Genomic DNA, 15,570 nt, shown 5'->3' on the forward strand with positions numbered 1-15,570 from the left:
CGCGACTAAACCGAAATCCTGTCCATGTTAAGTCCGTTCGGCCTGGCAACACTACGAAATCCACGTTGAGAATGCCCCGAATGCGTAGTTAGCGCAAGGGATTCCGAAACTTAGCTACAAGCCGACCGGCCGGAATGGTATGCGGCCGGTCGACGTACCGGAGAGGGTGTCCGGTCGCGCGTCACGCCGGGGTCAGCGTCACCGGGACGCCGTTGAAGACGGCGTTGCCCGAGGGCACGTCGACCACCGAATCATCGGTCAGCACATTGGCATTGACCCCGGCGTGCGCCCGCGCGACCGTCTGCGTGCTTTCGGTGTGACCCCAGCCGTGTGGCAGGCTCACCACGCCGGGCATGATCGTCTCGGTCGGCTCCAGCGGCACCGTCAGCGTGCCCGCCGCCGACTTCACCACCGCGTGCTCGCCGAGCCCGAGCCGAGCCACATCGGCTGGATTGATATGCAGCGTGCAGCGATTCGACCCGCTCACCAGCTGGCCGATGTTGTGCATCCAGCTGTTGTTGGACCGCAGCTGACGCCGCCCGATCAGCACCACGTCCGGCGCGGTATCGGCCAGCCGGGCCCGCATCCTGGCCACATCGTCGAGCAACTGCCGCGGGGCGAGCTCCACCTTCTTCGACTCGGTGCGCAGGGCGCCGGGCAGCTTCGGCCGCAACGGCCCGAGGTCGATGCCGTGCGGATTGTCGAGCAGCACTTGCAGATTCAGCGTGCCCCCGTTCCACTCGCCGTACGGCCCGAGGCGAAGCATCAGATCCAGACGCTGTTCGGTGGTGCCCTCACCGATCAATTCGTCGCGCCGGTCGGCCATTCCGGCCTTCTGTAGCGTGCCGGCGATGATCAGTTCGTCCACCCCGGTGAGCGGGTCCACCCCGTCGGCACCCTCGTGCGGCATGCCCGAGACCGCCGCGGCCAGCCGCGCCAGCACCGCCGACTCCGACGGGCGGTCGCCGAGTGGCACCAGCGGCCGGGAGTAGCGGGCGTAGTTGTGCACCGCGAACTGCAGCAGGGCGAAGTCGTAGTGCGGTGACTGCACCGGTCGCGGCGGCGGCAGGATCACGTCGGCGTGCCTGGTGGTCTCGTTGCGGTAGCGGTCAACGCTGACCATGAAGTCGAGCTGGGCGAAGGCGGCGTCGAGCCGGGCACCGCTCGGCGCGGAGAGCACCGGGTTGCCCGCGACCGTCACCAGGGCGCGGATCTGCCCCTCGCCCGGGGTGAGGATCTCGTCGGCCAGGGTCGCGACCGGCAGTTCGCCCATTGCCTCGGGCAGTCCGCGTACCCGGCTGGTCCAGCGGCCGAGCCGGAACGGCCTGCTGCGCGGGATGCCGCCCGCCGCCGCGGTGGCGAACATCGCCCCGCCCGGCGCGTCCAGGTTGCCGGTCAACGCGTTGATCGCATCGACGAGCCACTGGGTGATCGTGCCGAACTCCGCTGTGCAGGTGCCGATCCTGGCGTACACCGCCGCGGTCGGTGCGGCGGCGAGTTCGCGCGCGAGGCGGATCACCGTCGCGGCGGGCACCCCGGTGCGTACCGCCACCGAGTCCGGACTGAAGGCCGCTGCGGCCGTACGCAGTTCGTCGAGCCCGGCGACCTCGACCCGCACGTCGGTGAGCTGCTCTGCGAACAGCGTGTGCACGATGCCGAACAGCAGATACGCATCGCTGCCCGGCCGGATGAACAGGTGCTCGTCGGCCAGCTTCGCGGTCCGGGTGACGCGCGGGTCCACCACCACGAACCGGCCGCCGCGGCGCTGCAACGCCTTCAACCGCCCGGGGAAATCCGGTGCGGTGCACAGCGAACCGTTCGACTCCAGCGGGTTGGCGCCGAGCATCAGCAGATAATCGGTGCGATCCAGGTCCGGGACCGGCACCGTCAGCGGATCGCCGAACATCAGCCCGCTGGCCACCTGCTTGGGCATCTGGTCGGCGGTACTCGCCGAGAAAAGGTTCTTGGTACTCAACGCGCGCAGCAGCACGGGCACATAGAGCGCCCCGGCCACCGTGTGTGCGTTCGGGTTGCCCAAATAGGCTGCCGCGGCCTGTTTTCCGTGTTCGGCGAGCACCGCGGGAAAGCGTTCCGCGATCAGATCGAAGGCTTCGTTCCACGACGCGGTCCGCCAGGTATCGGTGGCCCGGTCGCGGATCATCGGCTCGGTCACCCGATCGGGATCCTCGTCGAGATGGCCGAAACTCGCTCCCTTGGGGCAGAGGAAACCCTTGCTGAACGGGTCCTGCTTGTCGCCGCGGACCGAGGTCACATGATCATCGGAGTCGAGGGTGAGTTCGAGTCCGCACACGGCCTCGCAGAGCGGGCAGGTGCGCAACAGGTTGCGTGCATCCGTGATCGAGGCCATGCCACATCCTCCCGCGCTATGGCCGGTCTGAAAAGAGAACGCGGGATATGCGGTGTGGGTGGCGGCTACAACGACCGATACCCGCTACCCGTCTTCTGGCGTCGAAGACGTGGTGCGGGTGTCCAGCGCGACTGCGGATCGTATCGGCGGGTTACTGCTGGAAGCAGAACGACCGATACCGGAGCGCCGGGACTGTCGACGCGAATCGGATATCGGTCGTGCGGCCGGGGCTCCCGGCCGTCGTTCAAACCTTCAGCAGGCGACGCTGGTGAGCTGGTCGCGCTTCTGCGCGGTCGCAGCCCGGACAGCGGCGCCGATCGCGACCACCGGCGGAACCCAGCGGGCCTCGCCCGGGGCGACGCCCCAGCAGGCCGAACCGGCCAGCAGGTGGGTGGGCGGCAGCGGCACGGTCGCGCCGTCGGTGTGCACGATGGCACCCGCGGCGGTGAGCGCCTCGAGCGCCATTGCGGCCTTGCGGACGCCGGTGACCAGGTGGATCTCGCGACGCTCCGCGCCGGGCAGTTCGATGACCGGGCCGGAAAGATTGTTCGCCCGCAAAAAGCGGCGAACCTCGCCGGCCAGCTCGCCGCTGACCTCGATGGCCGAAAGGTCGTCATCGGTGATCAGGCAGAGACCGTTGGCCGTTTCTGCGACCGTCCATCCGCGCTGGGTGTAGTCCTGCGCAGCGGCGGTCATAGCGGCCGCCGAGACGGAAGTCGGAAACGTGGTGCGCACTGTTCTCTCCATTCCCCGGTAGATCTGGGTCCTGCATTCATGGGTCGTATCGGTGCCAGCTGTCCGCAGCGTTACGCGATCTTCGAAACTTCTTTGCCAGTGTTGGCTACGTCTCTTTCAGGTGCTCTTGAAAGCAAATTGCTATGACGTTGCTCGAACTTCTCAAATTTTGTTGTCCCGCCGCTACTTTGGGCGGCTGACCTGTCCTTTCGCTGTGTCATTACTGCGAGACCGCTGAGGATTATGGGACTGATGTGGTCTGCGCTCGGAGTTCCGGCTGGCTCGGCGGTGGGATTGCGGGGAGGATTTCGACCATGAGCGATGAGTCCACCGGCGCGGGCAAGGGGACGGCGCCGCCCGACCCGCAGGGGTACGAGGCCGAATCGCGGTGGATCACTTGGAAAGAATCAGCGACCCGACGGTTCGCCCGGCCCGCTGCCATCGAGGAGGAGCAACCGGCCGAGCCGTTCGAGAGTCCGCGCGCCTTCGGCCAGTGGAGTGTCGAGGCGGCGCGCGGCTTGCTCGATGTGCAGTTCCGTCGGCCTGCCACGCGAACGCTGCTGCCGCTGGCCTACATCCTGGGTCTGGTGTTCGCCTGCGCCGTTCCGATCGCGCTGACAGTACTCATGTGGCGGGTCTCCGCGGTGCTGGGGGTGCTGGCCGCGGTGATCGGAGTTCCGTTGGGGCTGACCATCGCGGCGGCGGTGCGCCTGATGCTGGAGTTCCTGGTGAACGCGTCCCGGTTGGCGACCAGGGTGGAGCACATCAGCGACCTGGCCGACGATTTGTTCCAGGCGCTGTCCGATGTCGCCGAGCCGGTCAATCAGCTCTCCGAAGACGTTCGGGCCGTGCAGTTCTGGCGCTTCCGCAAGGGCGGCTCGCGCAGGTAGACGCGCCGAATCGCGCTCGGCACAGCGCCTTTGGCGTTGTTTTGCCACCGGCCTAGCTGTGACACCCATCGTGACCTCTGTCCGTTTTGCTGTGAAACAATGCTGTTTGGATGCCGGTGTTCCGATGACAGCATCTGGTAGGGATGGTCACAATGGCGAACTCGTGAGGGGTTCGGCAGTGCGACCGGCGCACGGCAACGAGGGGGGAACAACTATGGCTTTACCGCAGGGGACCACTGGATCGACGATGCCCCGGCGCCAGCTGGGGCGTCACTTACGTGATCTGCGCAATCGCGCCAGGATGACCACCAGGACGGCGGCTCAGCAGCTGGAGTGGTCGGAGGCCAAGATCTGGCGGATCGAGACGGGCCAGACCTCCTTGCGCAGCCTCGATGTCGAGGCGATGTGCAAGGTGTACGGCGCGCCGTCCGACCTGATCGGCCCGCTCACCGCCTTGGCGCGGGAGACCAAGGCGCGGGGGTGGTGGACCGCCTACGGTGACGTCATCGCCGAGGGCTTCGAGGTGTACATCGGCCTCGAGGAGGCCGCGTCCCGGCTGTCGACCTACGAGAACGAACTGGTGCCGGGCCTGTTGCAGACCGAGGCGTACACGCGGGCGATGCTGGCCGCCGCGCGCCCCGACATGTCCGCGAGCGAGATCGATCGCCGGGTTCAACTGCGGATGGCCAGGCAGGCCCTGGTCACCCGGGCCGATGCGCCGGTGCAACTCGACGCGGTGATCAGCGAAAGTGTGCTCGGGCGTCGCATCGGCGGGGCCGAGGTGGCCGCCGGGCAGCTGGCGCACCTGCGGCAGATGTGCGACCTGCCCAACGTGCGAATCCGGGTGGTGCCAACGGATTCCGGGTACCACGAGGGCATGGCCGCCGGTCGGTTCGTCATGCTCGAATTCCCCGAGTTGCGGGTCGGCGAGCAGTCCGAGCCGCCGGTGGTCTATGTGGAGGCGTTCACCGGACCGGTCTACCTGGACAAGGAAAACGACATCGACCGGTACCGAAGGGCTTTCGCGAACCTGGGTGCGGTGGCGGTGGACGCACGCGACGGCATCGAAGCGGCGCGCGAGAGCTGCACCGTCTGAAATTACCTGGGGCTCAGCACCTTCGGCTGAGCCTCAGCACTTCCGGCCGGGCGAGGGCCAGGTGTCGCTCAGCACCGCACGGTGGGTGGGCAGCGCCTGCTGGTAGACCTCGTGACCCTTCTCGGTGAGGCAGACGAACACGGCGCGACGATCCTCGGGGCACATGGTGCGCGAGACGAGTCCGTCGCGCTCCAGCCGGGCCACCGCACGCGAGAGGGCGCTCTGGCTCAGGTAGATGTCGTTGGCCAGATCGCTCATTCGATAGTCGCCACAGTTGGCGTCGACCAGCCGGTCCAGCGTCTCGAACTCGCTGAGTCCGATCTGATGCTGTCCCTGTAGCGCTTTTTCCAGTGCGCAACTCACCGTCGCATGCCGGTCGAGTAGCTCTCGCCACTCGCCAACCAGCCCGGTCGGCGCGACGGTGCGCCGGGCTGTCTCGATTGCCGACGGGTTCGACATGGCCCCATCCTAGTGGCCCATCGAGGTCCATGCAACTGCATTAAATGTGTTGGCATTTAATGCGTGCGCATGTAACGTACTCCGCATGACTTCACCGGCAACCCCCGCGGCCGCCTCCGCGACCGACGCGAACATATGGACAACCCGGCTTTGGGGCATGCTGATCACGCTGTGCATCGTGCTGTTCCTCGATGGCCTCGACGTCTCGATGATCGGCGTAGCACTGCCGTCCATCGGCAATGAACTGGATCTGTCGACTTCGACCCTGCAGTGGCTGGTCAGCGGCTATATCCTCGGCTACGGCGGCCTGTTGCTGCTCGGCGGCCGCACCGCCGACCTGTTCGGTCGCCGCAAGGTCTTCCTGATCGCACTGGCCGTCTTCGCCATCGCCTCGCTGGCCGGTGGTCTGGTCAGCTCGGGGCCGCTGCTCATCCTCACCCGATTCATCAAGGGTCTGGCCGCCGCGTTCACCGCGCCGACCGGCCTGTCGATCATCACCACCAACTTCGCCGAGGGCCCGGCCCGTAACAAGGCGCTGTCCATCTACACCGTGTTCGGCGCGGGCGGCTACTCGTCCGGTCTGCTGTTCGGTGGCTTGATGACCGGGGTCGGCTGGCGCTGGACCTTCCTGCTGCCGGTCCCGATCGCGCTGGCCGCGCTGGCCGCCGCGTGGGTGCTGGTGCCCAAGGACAAGCCCGCCGAGGAAGGCGGCCACGACCTGTTCGGCGCGCTGCTGTCCACCGCCGCGATGCTGCTGCTGGTCTACACCGTCGTCACTGCGCCGGAAGCGGGCTGGGCGTCCGCACGCACCCTCGGGTCGTTCGCCGCGGTGCTGGTCTTGTTCGTCGGCTTCGTCGCGGTGGAGAAGCGGGTCAAGCACCCGCTGGTCCGGCTCGGCATCCTGCGCAAGGTGTCGCTGGTCCGCGCCAGCTTGGCGATCGTCGCGGTGGCCGGTTCCTACTTCAGCTGGCAGTTCATCGTGACGCTGTACATGCAGGACACCCTGGGCTGGTCGCCGCTGAAGCTGTCGATGGCGCTGCTGCCGGTCGGTCTGATGGTCGCGTTGTCCGCGGTGTTCTCCGACAAGCTGGTCGACCGGTTCGGCACCGGCCCGATCATCGGCGTCACCATGGCCGTGATGGCCGTCGGCTACCTGATGTTCCTGCGACTGGACACCGCCCCGTCGTACTGGACGATGCTGCTGCCCGCGATCATGCTGATCGGCATCGGCTGGGTCGGCTTCCCCGCCATCAACATTCAGGCGACCAACGGGATCGACGACGACGAGCAGGGTCTCGCTGCGGGCGTGCTGCAGACCTCGATGCAGGTCGGTGCGGCCATCGTGCTCGCGGTGACCACCGCGATCATCGCGTCGGGCAGCCACGGCGACACCTCGCCCACCGCGATGCTCGACACCTACCGTCCCGGCCTGATCTTCGCTGCGGCCGTCTCCATCGTCGGTGCGCTGGTTGCCCTTTCGGCCTTCTTCGGCAAGCGCGCGAAGCAGGTCGAGCGGGCACCGGAGCCCGAGCTGGAGCTCGTCGGCTGACCTCCGACAGCCGACAGGAGAAGCAGGCCGGTGCCACCGCGAGGTGGTGCCGGCCTGCTTGGTGTTACTCAGGAAAAGGGCGGTGCGGCAGTGTCTTTGGCCGAACGGATGAAGGTCAGCGGCCGACCGTCGCGGCCGACCGTCGGCCAGTCGATGCCCAGCCGAGGATCGAAAGCGTCGATGTCCCTGTCGAATTCGGGCGTGTACTCGAGCGAGCACAGATAGGTGACGGTGGAGTTGTCCTCCAGCGACAGGATCGCGTGGCCGAGTCCCTCGGACAGGAACATCGAGCGCCGGTCGACGTCGTCGAGCACCACGCTGTCCCAGCGCCCGTAGGTGGGTGAACCCGGGCGCAGGTCGACGACCACGTCGAGAAACGCACCGCGCACACAGGTGACGTACTTCGCCTGCCCCGGCGGATCCTCGGTGTAGTGGATGCCGCGCAGCACACCGGCGGCCGAGACCGAGCAGTTCACCTGGCGCAGATCGAACGGCCGGCCCGTCACCTTCTCGAACTCCGAGGCCTTGAACCCCTCGAGAAACATGCCGCGACCGTCGCCGAGCTGGCGCGGGGTGATCACCCAGGCGCCGGGGACATCGAGCTCCCTGAACTCCATGCTCACCAGTCCCGGCCGCGTTCGAGGATGTCGAGCAGGTAGCTGCCGTAGCCGGAGCGGGTCAGCGGTTCGGCCAGCTTGCACAGCTGTTCGTCGTCGATGTAGCCCATCCGCCAGGCCACCTCCTCCGGCACGCCGATCTTGAGGCCCTGCCGCTCCTCGATGGTGCGCACGTAGTTGGCGGCGTCGAGCAGTGAATCGAAGGTGCCGGTGTCGAGCCAGGCCGTGCCGCGCGCGAGCACGTCGACCCGCAGCCGATCCTGTTCCAGGTAGGCCCGATTGATGTCGGTGATCTCGTATTCGCCGCGCGCGGAAGGCTTCAGCGTGCGCGCGATCTCGACCACATCGTTGTCGTAGAAGTACAGGCCGGGGATGGCGTAGTTCGAGCGCGGCGTCTTCGGCTTCTCCTCGATCGACACCGCGCGGCCCTCGGTGAACTCGACCACGCCGTACGCGGTGGGGTCCGACACCCAGTAGGCGAACACCGCGCCGCCGTCGATCCCGGCGAAGCGGTTCAGGCTCGTGCCGAGCCCGGGGCCGTGAAAGATGTTGTCGCCGAGCACCAGTGCCGCGTTGTCGGTGCCGATGTGGTCGGCGCCGAGCACGAAGGCGCGGGCCAGGCCGTCCGGCTCGGGCTGCACCACGTAGCTGATCGAGAGGCCGAACTGCGCGCCGTCGCCGAGCAGCCTGCCGAACGCGTCGGCGTCGTCGGGCGTGGTGATGACGAGGATGTCGCGGATGCCCGCGAGCATCAGCGTGGACAGCGGGTAGTAGACCATGGGCTTGTCGTAGACCGGGACCAGCTGCTTGCTGACCCCTCGTGTGATCGGGTGCAACCGGGAACCGGTGCCACCCGCCAAGATAATGCCCCGCATGACCAGGAGTCTGCCAGTTCGGCCCGCGCCGAGCGTCGGCGAGGTTCCGAGTACTCGTCGAATTGATTACGGAATCGGCGTTCACGGTTTCCGGAGCGGTCGGTTCAGCGATTCTGTTGCTTAGGTCACACAATGCATGGTGTTCTGAAATAACACTGTGTGAGATGTCAGCGCCGACAGCTCGCCTGGGACCGCTCGGTCGTGGCTCGGCGCGCCAGTTGGTGAGGTAGGTGCGCGATGGCAGCGACCAGAATCGGCGAGTCAGCCACTGTCATGAATCCGGAAAATCTGAGTGCCCCCGCGCGTCTGGTCCTGGCGGCCTGCCTCGGCGTGGTCCGTCCCGCATTGCGCGCCGCACCGATCACCCGCGCGACCATCCCGATCGGCGCGCTGGCGATCGACACGCTGGCCAGGTTGCGGCCCGAACCCCAGGGCGTCCATCGGGAGCAGGTGTCGCTCAACGGTTTCCGGATGGAGATCGTGCGGCCCGCGGGCGCGGCCAGGGCACTGCGCCACGGTGCCCTGCTGTACATGCACGGCGGCGGATTCGCGGTCTGCGGGTTGCGTACCCACCGGCCGGTCGCGGCGAGCCTGGCGCGGCGCACCGGCCTGCCCGTGGTGAACGTCGACTATCGGCAGTTGCCGAGCAAGCGCATCACCAACTCGGTCGACGACTGTCTCACCGCCTACCGCTGGCTACTGCGCCACGGTGCGGACGCGCGCCGGATCGTCTTCGCCGGTGACTCGGCGGGCGGCTACCTGGCCTTCGCCACCGCGCTGCGCGCGATCGAGGAGGGCCTGCCCGCACCCGCCGGGCTGGTCGGGCTGAGTCCGCTGCTGGATCTGGACTACGCGGCGAAGCGAACCCACGTGAATGTGCGGCGCGACCCCTACATTCCGCTGCTGGCACTGGAAGCCGTGGTCCGCATCGGCGCGGAGATCGACGGCAAGCTCGATCCGCTGCTGTCCCCGGTCAACGGGATCCTGGCGGGCCTGCCGCCGGTGCTGCTGATCGCCGCCGAAGACGAGGTGCTCCGCTACGACTGCGAGTTGATGGCCCAGCGGCTCACCGCCGCGGGCGTACCGAACGCGGTGGAGCTCTGGCGTGGACAAGTGCACGCGTTCATGAGCATCGCGCCGAGCCTGCCGGAGAGCAGAGCGGCACTGGCCAGGGTGTCGCGCTTCGTCCGGGCCCGGATCGAGGAAGGCCAACAGGCGCGGACGGCGTAAGCCGGCCGGCCTGTCCAGGCGAGCCCCGTTCCGCTGTGGCCGGGACGGGGCTCGCGCATGTCGGGACCACGAAAAACCCCGCCCGGCAAATGCCGAGCGGGGTTCTGCTTCGTATTCGGTTGTGCGCGTTGCCTACTTGGCAGGCGCGGGAGGGGCGACGAAGGGGGCGTTGATGGTGGTGAAGTACTGGATGGCTGCGCCGATCGCGACGGGGGCGGTCACGAAGATCTGGCCGAGGAGGGTGCCGACGGCGCCCATGGCGAGGAAGCCGGCGATGCAGCCGCCGATGAAGCCGACCGGGGCGCCGAGCATGGCGGAGAGGGCACCGGTCAGGACGAGGCCTGCGGCGCCGCCGAGCACACAACCGATCGCGGCGCCGCCGAGGCCGCCGACGAGGGTGCCGATGGTGGCGCCCATGGAGATGGTGGAGGTCATGCGCGACCAGGCGGCCTGCTCACGGTCGTACTCGGTCTTCCAGGGCGCCTTGTCCTCGTACGGCAGGGCGACGGGCTTGTAGGTCGCGTGCGCCATGTCGAGCTGCGGGGTCAGAGTCGCGGTGCGGTCGGAGATGTCCGCGGCGATCGGAAATTCGAAGTCGTCGACCCGCATGACGAGCGGGGTGCCCGCGATGGTGGTGCCGGCCGCGTCCTTGATCTTGAGGGCGCCGTCTTCGACCTGGATCGAGCCCTGGTCGATCGTGAGAATGGACTGGGTGTCGGTGCCGGTGGCGGTGTAGTTGATCACCTTCTGATCGGCAGCGGGGGCCGCGTTGACGGTGCCCGCAGTCACGCCGAGAGCGGCGATCAGCAGCGCGGAGGTGGCGGCAAACTTAGTGATACGCATGTGCTTTGGTCCTCATCGGGTGCGTTGAGTGATTGAAGCGGCCGGCAACTGATCTCACGAACTTTCAGTAACCGGGGCGCGGTCCTCAGGAACCCCTGCCCCCGGCGGTGCGCCGGGGGCAGGGGTTCCTGGCTCGATGTTCGGTTTCAATTCGGTTGGGCGAATTCAGTTGTGCCAGGCCAGCTTCAGCTGGGCACAGACGTATCTACTTGGCCGGGGCCGGGGGAACGAAGGGGGCGTTGATGGTGGTGAAGTACTGGATGGCTGCGCCGATCGCGACGGGGGCGGTCACGAAGATCTGGCCGAGGAGGGTGCCGACGGCGCCCATGGCGAGGAAGCCGGCGATGCAGCCGCCGATGAAGCCGACCGGGGCGCCGAGCATGGCGGAGAGGGCACCGGTCAGGACGAGGCCTGCGGCGCCGCCGAGCACACAACCGATCGCGGCGCCGCCGAGGCCGCCGACGAGGGTGCCGATGGTGGCGCCCATGGAGATGGTGGAGGTCATGCGCGACCAGGCGGCCTGCTCACGGTCGTACTCGGTCTTCCAGGGCGCCTTGTCCTCGTACGGCAGGGCGACGGGCTTGTAGGTCGCGTGCGCCATGTCGAGCTGCGGGGTCAGAGTCGCGGTGCGGTCGGAGATGTCCGCGGCGATCGGAAATTCGAAGTCGTCGACCCGCATGACGAGCGGGGTGCCCGCGATGGTGGTGCCGGCCGCGTCCTTGATCTTGAGGGCGCCGTCTTCGACCTGGATCGAGCCCTGGTCGATCGTGAGAATGGACTGGGTGTCGGTGCCGGTGGCGGTGTAGTTGATCACCTTCTGATCGGCAGCGGGGGCCGCGTTGACGGTGCCCGCAGTCACGCCGAGAGCGGCGATCAGCAGCGCCGAAGTCACGGCGAATTTCCTCATCAGCATTTGGTGGAACCTCAATGTGAAGCGTTCGGAGGGGACTAGACGATCGAAATCTAGACCAGCCAACGAGTGGTGAACGGGTTGTGACCTTTTATTCAAATTTTGTTCACCAAAGAGACCCGTGGCGTGGTGGGGTGGCGGAAACGCACACTCTAAGTGCGGTTTTGGGCTGCAAAGAGGACTGGATGTCCGACTTCTACTGAAGGGTAAGAGACCAAGGTCACAGAGCGCAACTGTGGCGGCATGGACTAGTTCGTTCGTTCGAGCGCGCCGATCTCGAATCGATCACGCTGCGGTGCACCGGTGGAAGTAAGGTCATGGCGTGCGCTTGCTTGTCACCGGCGGAGCCGGATTCATCGGAGCCAACTTCGTCAAGCAGACCGTTGCCGACCGTCCCGATACCACCGTAACGGTGCTCGACGCGCTGACCTACGCGGGAAATCGCGCCTCGCTGGCCCCGGTGGCCGACCGGATCGATTTCGTGCACGGCGATATCGCCGACCTCGATCTGGTCGACGAGCTGGTCAGCGGCGTCGACGCGGTGGTGCATTTCGCCGCCGAATCGCACAACGACAACTCGCTGGCCGAGCCGTGGCCGTTCGTGCAGACCAATATCATCGGCACCTATTCACTGCTGCAGGCCGTGCGCCGCTACGACGTGCGCTACCACCACGTGTCCACCGACGAGGTCTACGGCGATCTCACCCCCGACGAGCCCGCGTTCACCGAACGCACTCCGTATAACCCGTCGAGCCCGTACTCGGCCACCAAGGCCTCCAGTGACCTGCTGGTACGCGCCTGGACCCGCTCGTTCGGCGTCCGCGCGACGCTGTCGAACTGCAGCAACAACTACGGGCCCTATCAACATGTGGAGAAATTCATCCCGCGCCAGATCACCAATTTGATCGATGGCGTCCGGCCGCGGCTCTACGGCGCCGGACATCAGGTGCGCGACTGGATCCACGTCGACGATCACAACCGCGCCGTGTGGGACATCCTGGAGCGCGGGCGGATCGGGCAGACCTACCTGATCGGCGCCGACGGCGAGCTGGACAACAAGTCCGTGGTGCGGCTGATCCTGCAGGCCTTCGACCGGGATCCGGACGACTTCGACCACGTCACCGACCGGCCCGGCCACGACCAGCGCTACGCCATCGACGCGACGCTGCTGCGCACCGAACTCGGCTGGACCCCGCGCTACGCCGACTTCCGCGCGGGCCTCGCGGCGACCGTCCAGTGGTACCGGGACAACGAATCCTGGTGGCGCCCCTACAAAGCCATCACCGAGCGCGCCTACGTGGCGGCGGGCGAGCAGACCCTCAGCGCCGCCGACTAGCAGCGCCGCCGACTAGCCGCACACCAGCGAGAACGGTGCGGCTCAGCCCCAGACGATGTCGTAGTACTTCCAGACCGCGCCGATGAGCGCGACCACGGTGGCGACGATGACGGTGACGGCGGGCCCGACGGTCGGCGTCCGGCCCGCGATGTCGGTCAGGCGCAACGGCATCCAGCGCAGCAGCACCGCGAAGGCGACGATCGCCAGCGGCACGAAGTAGCGGCCCTGCACGCCGTCGATGATGTAGTAGCCGACCGGCGTGAACGACATGTACAGCGTCACATAGATCATCGCCACGCTGGCCGCCACGGTCAGCGCGACGAGCAGGGTGCGCCGGAAGGTGGCCGCGCTCAGTCGATCCGCGACTCCGATGCTCACCGCGAACGCGAACAGGCAGGCCAGCATCGTCAGCGCGGGGACATCGATGTAGGCGAATCCGAGCTCGCCGAAGAACTGGCTGAACCACCGCTCGTCGCGCAGCGCGATGCTCTCGCCGAACACGGAGATGAAATGCCCCGGGTCGGTGAGGATTCCGCGCAGCTGCTCGCCCGGTTTCACCGAGTGCCACTGGTGCTCGGGCCGCATCAGGCCCATGCCGTCGCCGGTGGGTGCCGCGATCTTCATCCACGCGGCGAAGACCAGACCGCCCGCGGCCGCGAAGGCCAACGGGATCCAGCGCCGCCAACCGGTGAAGCCGAGCCGGTCCGCGGGCACCAGCACCACCAGCATCGCCAGCAGCACATAGGTCGGTTTGCTCACCGGCAGCAGGATCGTCGCGGCAAGCAGCGCACCGGTTTCCACTCGGCCGAGCCGGTCGCCCAGGAACAGCGCCTTCACCAGCAGCGCCGACACCATGATGGCCAGCGCGTTGGTCATGGTGTCCGCGGTGACGGTGCCCGCTTGGAACACCGCGATAGGCAGCACCGCGACGGTGAACGCCAGCCACTGCACCCGATGCCTGCGCAGCGTGTACAGGCCGAAGCCGACCACCGTCAGGTAGGCGAGCAGCCCGGCGAGCCTGGTCAGCGCGATCATCCCGCCGACGTCGAGCCCGAACACCTCGGCCAGCCGAATGCCAACGGCGGCAGGGATATACGGCACCGGCGAGTAGGCGGCGGTGTTGGTGAACCAGACCGGCTCGGTGGCGTCGGAGACCGCGGCCCCGCAGAGCCGGTCGTAGGCGGCAGGGTCCTCGACCATCGAGCCGGGCTCTTCGGGGTTGGTCGTGTAGTCGCGCAGCGCGTAACCCATCACGGCGGTGATGCTTTTCGGCACGTCGCCGCCGTAGGCGACGCCGCGAGTGTCGTCGATCCGTTGCGGCAACAACCCGCCGTGCGCGACCTGGTAGGCGCGGCCGAACTGGGTGATCTCGTCGTGGCCCCAGAAGGGCGGCGTGAGCACGGTGAACAGCCCGCCGAAGATCGCGACCAGCACCGTGAACGCGACCGTCGCCCCGCCGAGGCGCGTCACGATCCGCGTGCCGAAGTCGCGAGCCGACCGAGTCTTCGTCGGCGCGGGCGCCTCGACCGATGTGGTCTTCGCCGACCCGTCGGCCGATGCGTCCAGTGCCGGTGTCGAATTCGATTCGGTGTGCTCCGCCGCGGTGGTCACAGTCCTGCTCCGCCGGTGCGGGCGTCACCGCCGTCGCCGCCGGGCCGGTGCTCGTCCGCGCTCACCGCGGAGTAGCGCAGGTACACCAGTCGCGCGGCCTCGTGCCGCGAGCGCCGGATGCCGTCCAGGATCAGGCCGGCGGTCCACGCCAGGCTGCCGAGCAGCAGCAAGGTGAAGGCGAGGAACAGCGTGGGGAACCGGGGCACCTCACCGGTGTTGTAGAACTCGACCACGATCGGGACGCTCAGGATGATGGAGACCAGCCAGCTCAGCGTGCCGAACAGCCCGTAGAACGCGACCGGGCGCTCGTGCCTGGCCAGGCCGATGATCAGCGCCAGGATCTTGAACCCGTCGTGATACGTGCGCAGCTTGCTCTCGCTGCCCGCGGGGCGATCGCGGAAGCCGACCGGCACCGCGGTCCGCGGCACCCGCAGATGCAGCGAGTGCACCGTCAGCTCGGTCTCGATCTCGAACTCGCGCGACACGGCGGGGAAGCTCTTCACGAACCGGCGGGAGAACACCCGGAAGCCGCTCAGCATGTCTTCGACGTTCTCGCCGAACACCTTGCCGACCACGCCGTTGAGCACCTTGTTGCCGGTCTCGTGGCCCGTGCGGTACGCCGATCCGCTCTCGTCCTGCCTGCGGACGCCGAGCACGTGGTCGTACGGACCGTCGAGCAGGGTCTTGATCATCAGCGGCGCGGCCGACGCCTCGTAGGTGTCGTCGCCGTCGATCATCAGATAGACATCGGCCTCGATGTCGGCGAAGGCGCGGCGCACCACATTGCCCTTGCCCTTGGTGTATTCGTGGCGCACGATCGCACCGGCCTCGCGGGCGCGTTCGGCCGTCTTGTCCGTACTCAGGTTGTCGTAGACATAGACGACGATTCCCGGCACGGCGGCCAGCAGGTCGGCCACGACCTTGGCGACGGACGCCTCCTCGTTGTGGCACGGCACCACGGCGGCAATTCGAAGCTCGGTGGAGTCCACCCGGGTCAATCCTCGCGATCGGTGGTGAATGTGGGAACACCGGGAGGGTACAGGGAACGCAC

General features: G+C 67.4%; 14 protein-coding genes. 5 read left to right on the forward strand and 9 right to left on the reverse strand.

The window, feature by feature from the left end; all coding sequences use genetic code 11:
• Positions 1-181 precede the first annotated feature (181 nt).
• Entirely contained in the window at positions 182-2,368 is a 2,187-nt protein-coding gene (locus ACIHA7_RS26315; protein ID WP_397293597.1) for a molybdopterin-dependent oxidoreductase, read from the reverse strand.
• A 252-nt stretch (positions 2,369-2,620) separates the two neighbouring features.
• Positions 2,621-3,103 (reverse strand): hypothetical protein, encoded by a 483-nt coding sequence (locus tag ACIHA7_RS26320; protein WP_397293598.1) that lies wholly within the window; start codon positions 3,101-3,103, stop codon positions 2,621-2,623.
• Between the two features lie 314 nt (positions 3,104-3,417).
• On the opposite strand from ACIHA7_RS26320, the gene ACIHA7_RS26325 reads away from it, so the two are divergent.
• Entirely contained in the window at positions 3,418-3,993 is a 576-nt protein-coding gene (locus tag ACIHA7_RS26325; RefSeq protein ID WP_397293599.1) for a DUF4282 domain-containing protein, read from the forward strand.
• 247 nt (positions 3,994-4,240) lie between these two features.
• The gene (locus ACIHA7_RS26330; protein WP_397293600.1) at positions 4,241-5,089 is read left to right on the forward strand and encodes a helix-turn-helix domain-containing protein; all 849 of its coding nucleotides are present in this window, start codon (positions 4,241-4,243) and stop codon (positions 5,087-5,089) included.
• Between the two features lie 33 nt (positions 5,090-5,122).
• Here the strand turns inward: ACIHA7_RS26330 and ACIHA7_RS26335 are convergent, their stop codons facing one another.
• On the reverse strand, positions 5,123-5,548 hold the full coding sequence (locus tag ACIHA7_RS26335; protein WP_397293601.1) for a MarR family winged helix-turn-helix transcriptional regulator: 426 nt from the start codon (positions 5,546-5,548) through the stop codon (positions 5,123-5,125).
• Positions 5,549-5,633: 85 nt separating this feature from the next.
• Between ACIHA7_RS26335 and ACIHA7_RS26340 the strand changes: the two genes are divergently transcribed.
• Positions 5,634-7,097: an MFS transporter gene (locus ACIHA7_RS26340; protein ID WP_397293602.1), complete on the forward strand. Its 1,464-nt coding sequence runs from the start codon at positions 5,634-5,636 to the stop codon at positions 7,095-7,097.
• A gap of 68 nt (positions 7,098-7,165) precedes the next feature.
• On the opposite strand, the gene ACIHA7_RS26345 is transcribed toward ACIHA7_RS26340, so the two are convergent.
• Together ACIHA7_RS26345 and rfbA are read right to left on the reverse strand one after the other, a co-directional pair.
• Positions 7,166-7,714 carry a dTDP-4-dehydrorhamnose 3,5-epimerase family protein gene (locus ACIHA7_RS26345; RefSeq protein ID WP_397293603.1) on the reverse strand — a complete coding sequence of 183 codons (549 nt, stop codon included), beginning with the start codon at positions 7,712-7,714 and terminating at the stop codon, positions 7,166-7,168.
• Between the two features lie 2 nt (positions 7,715-7,716).
• Positions 7,717-8,589 (reverse strand): glucose-1-phosphate thymidylyltransferase RfbA, encoded by an 873-nt coding sequence (gene rfbA / locus ACIHA7_RS26350; RefSeq protein WP_397293604.1) that lies wholly within the window; start codon positions 8,587-8,589, stop codon positions 7,717-7,719.
• Positions 8,590-8,826: 237 nt separating this feature from the next.
• Here rfbA and ACIHA7_RS26355 point away from each other — a divergent pair, with 237 nt between their 5' ends.
• On the forward strand, positions 8,827-9,819 hold the full coding sequence (locus tag ACIHA7_RS26355) for an alpha/beta hydrolase (RefSeq protein WP_397293605.1): 993 nt from the start codon (positions 8,827-8,829) through the stop codon (positions 9,817-9,819).
• A 132-nt stretch (positions 9,820-9,951) separates the two neighbouring features.
• On the opposite strand, the gene ACIHA7_RS26360 is transcribed toward ACIHA7_RS26355, so the two are convergent.
• Positions 9,952-10,662 (reverse strand): hypothetical protein, encoded by a 711-nt coding sequence (locus ACIHA7_RS26360; protein WP_397293606.1) that lies wholly within the window; start codon positions 10,660-10,662, stop codon positions 9,952-9,954.
• Between the two features lie 205 nt (positions 10,663-10,867).
• Entirely contained in the window at positions 10,868-11,575 is a 708-nt protein-coding gene (locus tag ACIHA7_RS26365) for a hypothetical protein (RefSeq protein ID WP_397293607.1), read from the reverse strand.
• Between the two features lie 319 nt (positions 11,576-11,894).
• Between ACIHA7_RS26365 and rfbB the strand changes: the two genes are divergently transcribed.
• Entirely contained in the window at positions 11,895-12,908 is a 1,014-nt protein-coding gene (gene rfbB / locus ACIHA7_RS26370; RefSeq protein ID WP_397293608.1) for a dTDP-glucose 4,6-dehydratase, read from the forward strand.
• Between the two features lie 42 nt (positions 12,909-12,950).
• Here rfbB and ACIHA7_RS26375 read toward each other — a convergent pair whose 3' ends face one another.
• Both ACIHA7_RS26375 and ACIHA7_RS26380 read right to left on the reverse strand, forming a co-directional pair.
• Complete coding sequence (locus tag ACIHA7_RS26375) at positions 12,951-14,519, reverse strand: DUF2142 domain-containing protein (protein WP_397293609.1); 1,569 nt, start codon at positions 14,517-14,519, stop codon at positions 12,951-12,953.
• Positions 14,516-15,508: a glycosyltransferase gene (locus ACIHA7_RS26380; protein ID WP_397293610.1), complete on the reverse strand. Its 993-nt coding sequence runs from the start codon at positions 15,506-15,508 to the stop codon at positions 14,516-14,518. The genes ACIHA7_RS26375 and ACIHA7_RS26380 overlap by 4 nt, the downstream gene beginning before the upstream one ends.
• Positions 15,509-15,570 lie beyond the last annotated feature (62 nt).

It is taken from the genome of Nocardia sp. NPDC052316, from assembly GCF_044547795.1.
Lineage (GTDB): Bacteria > Actinomycetota > Actinomycetes > Mycobacteriales > Mycobacteriaceae > Nocardia.

Coding starts and splice junctions, on each gene's coding strand:
- ACIHA7_RS26355 (WP_397293605.1), top strand. CDS start 8,827: ATGGCAGCGACCAGAATCGGCGAGTCAGCCACTGTCATGAATCCGGAA.
- ACIHA7_RS26360 (WP_397293606.1), bottom strand. CDS start 10,662: ATGCGTATCACTAAGTTTGCCGCCACCTCCGCGCTGCTGATCGCCGCT.
- ACIHA7_RS26365 (WP_397293607.1), bottom strand. CDS start 11,575: ATGCTGATGAGGAAATTCGCCGTGACTTCGGCGCTGCTGATCGCCGCT.
- ACIHA7_RS26325 (WP_397293599.1), top strand. CDS start 3,418: ATGAGCGATGAGTCCACCGGCGCGGGCAAGGGGACGGCGCCGCCCGAC.
- ACIHA7_RS26335 (WP_397293601.1), bottom strand. CDS start 5,548: ATGTCGAACCCGTCGGCAATCGAGACAGCCCGGCGCACCGTCGCGCCG.
- rfbA (WP_397293604.1), bottom strand. CDS start 8,589: ATGCGGGGCATTATCTTGGCGGGTGGCACCGGTTCCCGGTTGCACCCG.
- ACIHA7_RS26330 (WP_397293600.1), top strand. CDS start 4,241: ATGCCCCGGCGCCAGCTGGGGCGTCACTTACGTGATCTGCGCAATCGC.
- ACIHA7_RS26340 (WP_397293602.1), top strand. CDS start 5,634: ATGACTTCACCGGCAACCCCCGCGGCCGCCTCCGCGACCGACGCGAAC.
- ACIHA7_RS26315 (WP_397293597.1), bottom strand. CDS start 2,368: ATGGCCTCGATCACGGATGCACGCAACCTGTTGCGCACCTGCCCGCTC.
- ACIHA7_RS26345 (WP_397293603.1), bottom strand. CDS start 7,714: ATGGAGTTCAGGGAGCTCGATGTCCCCGGCGCCTGGGTGATCACCCCG.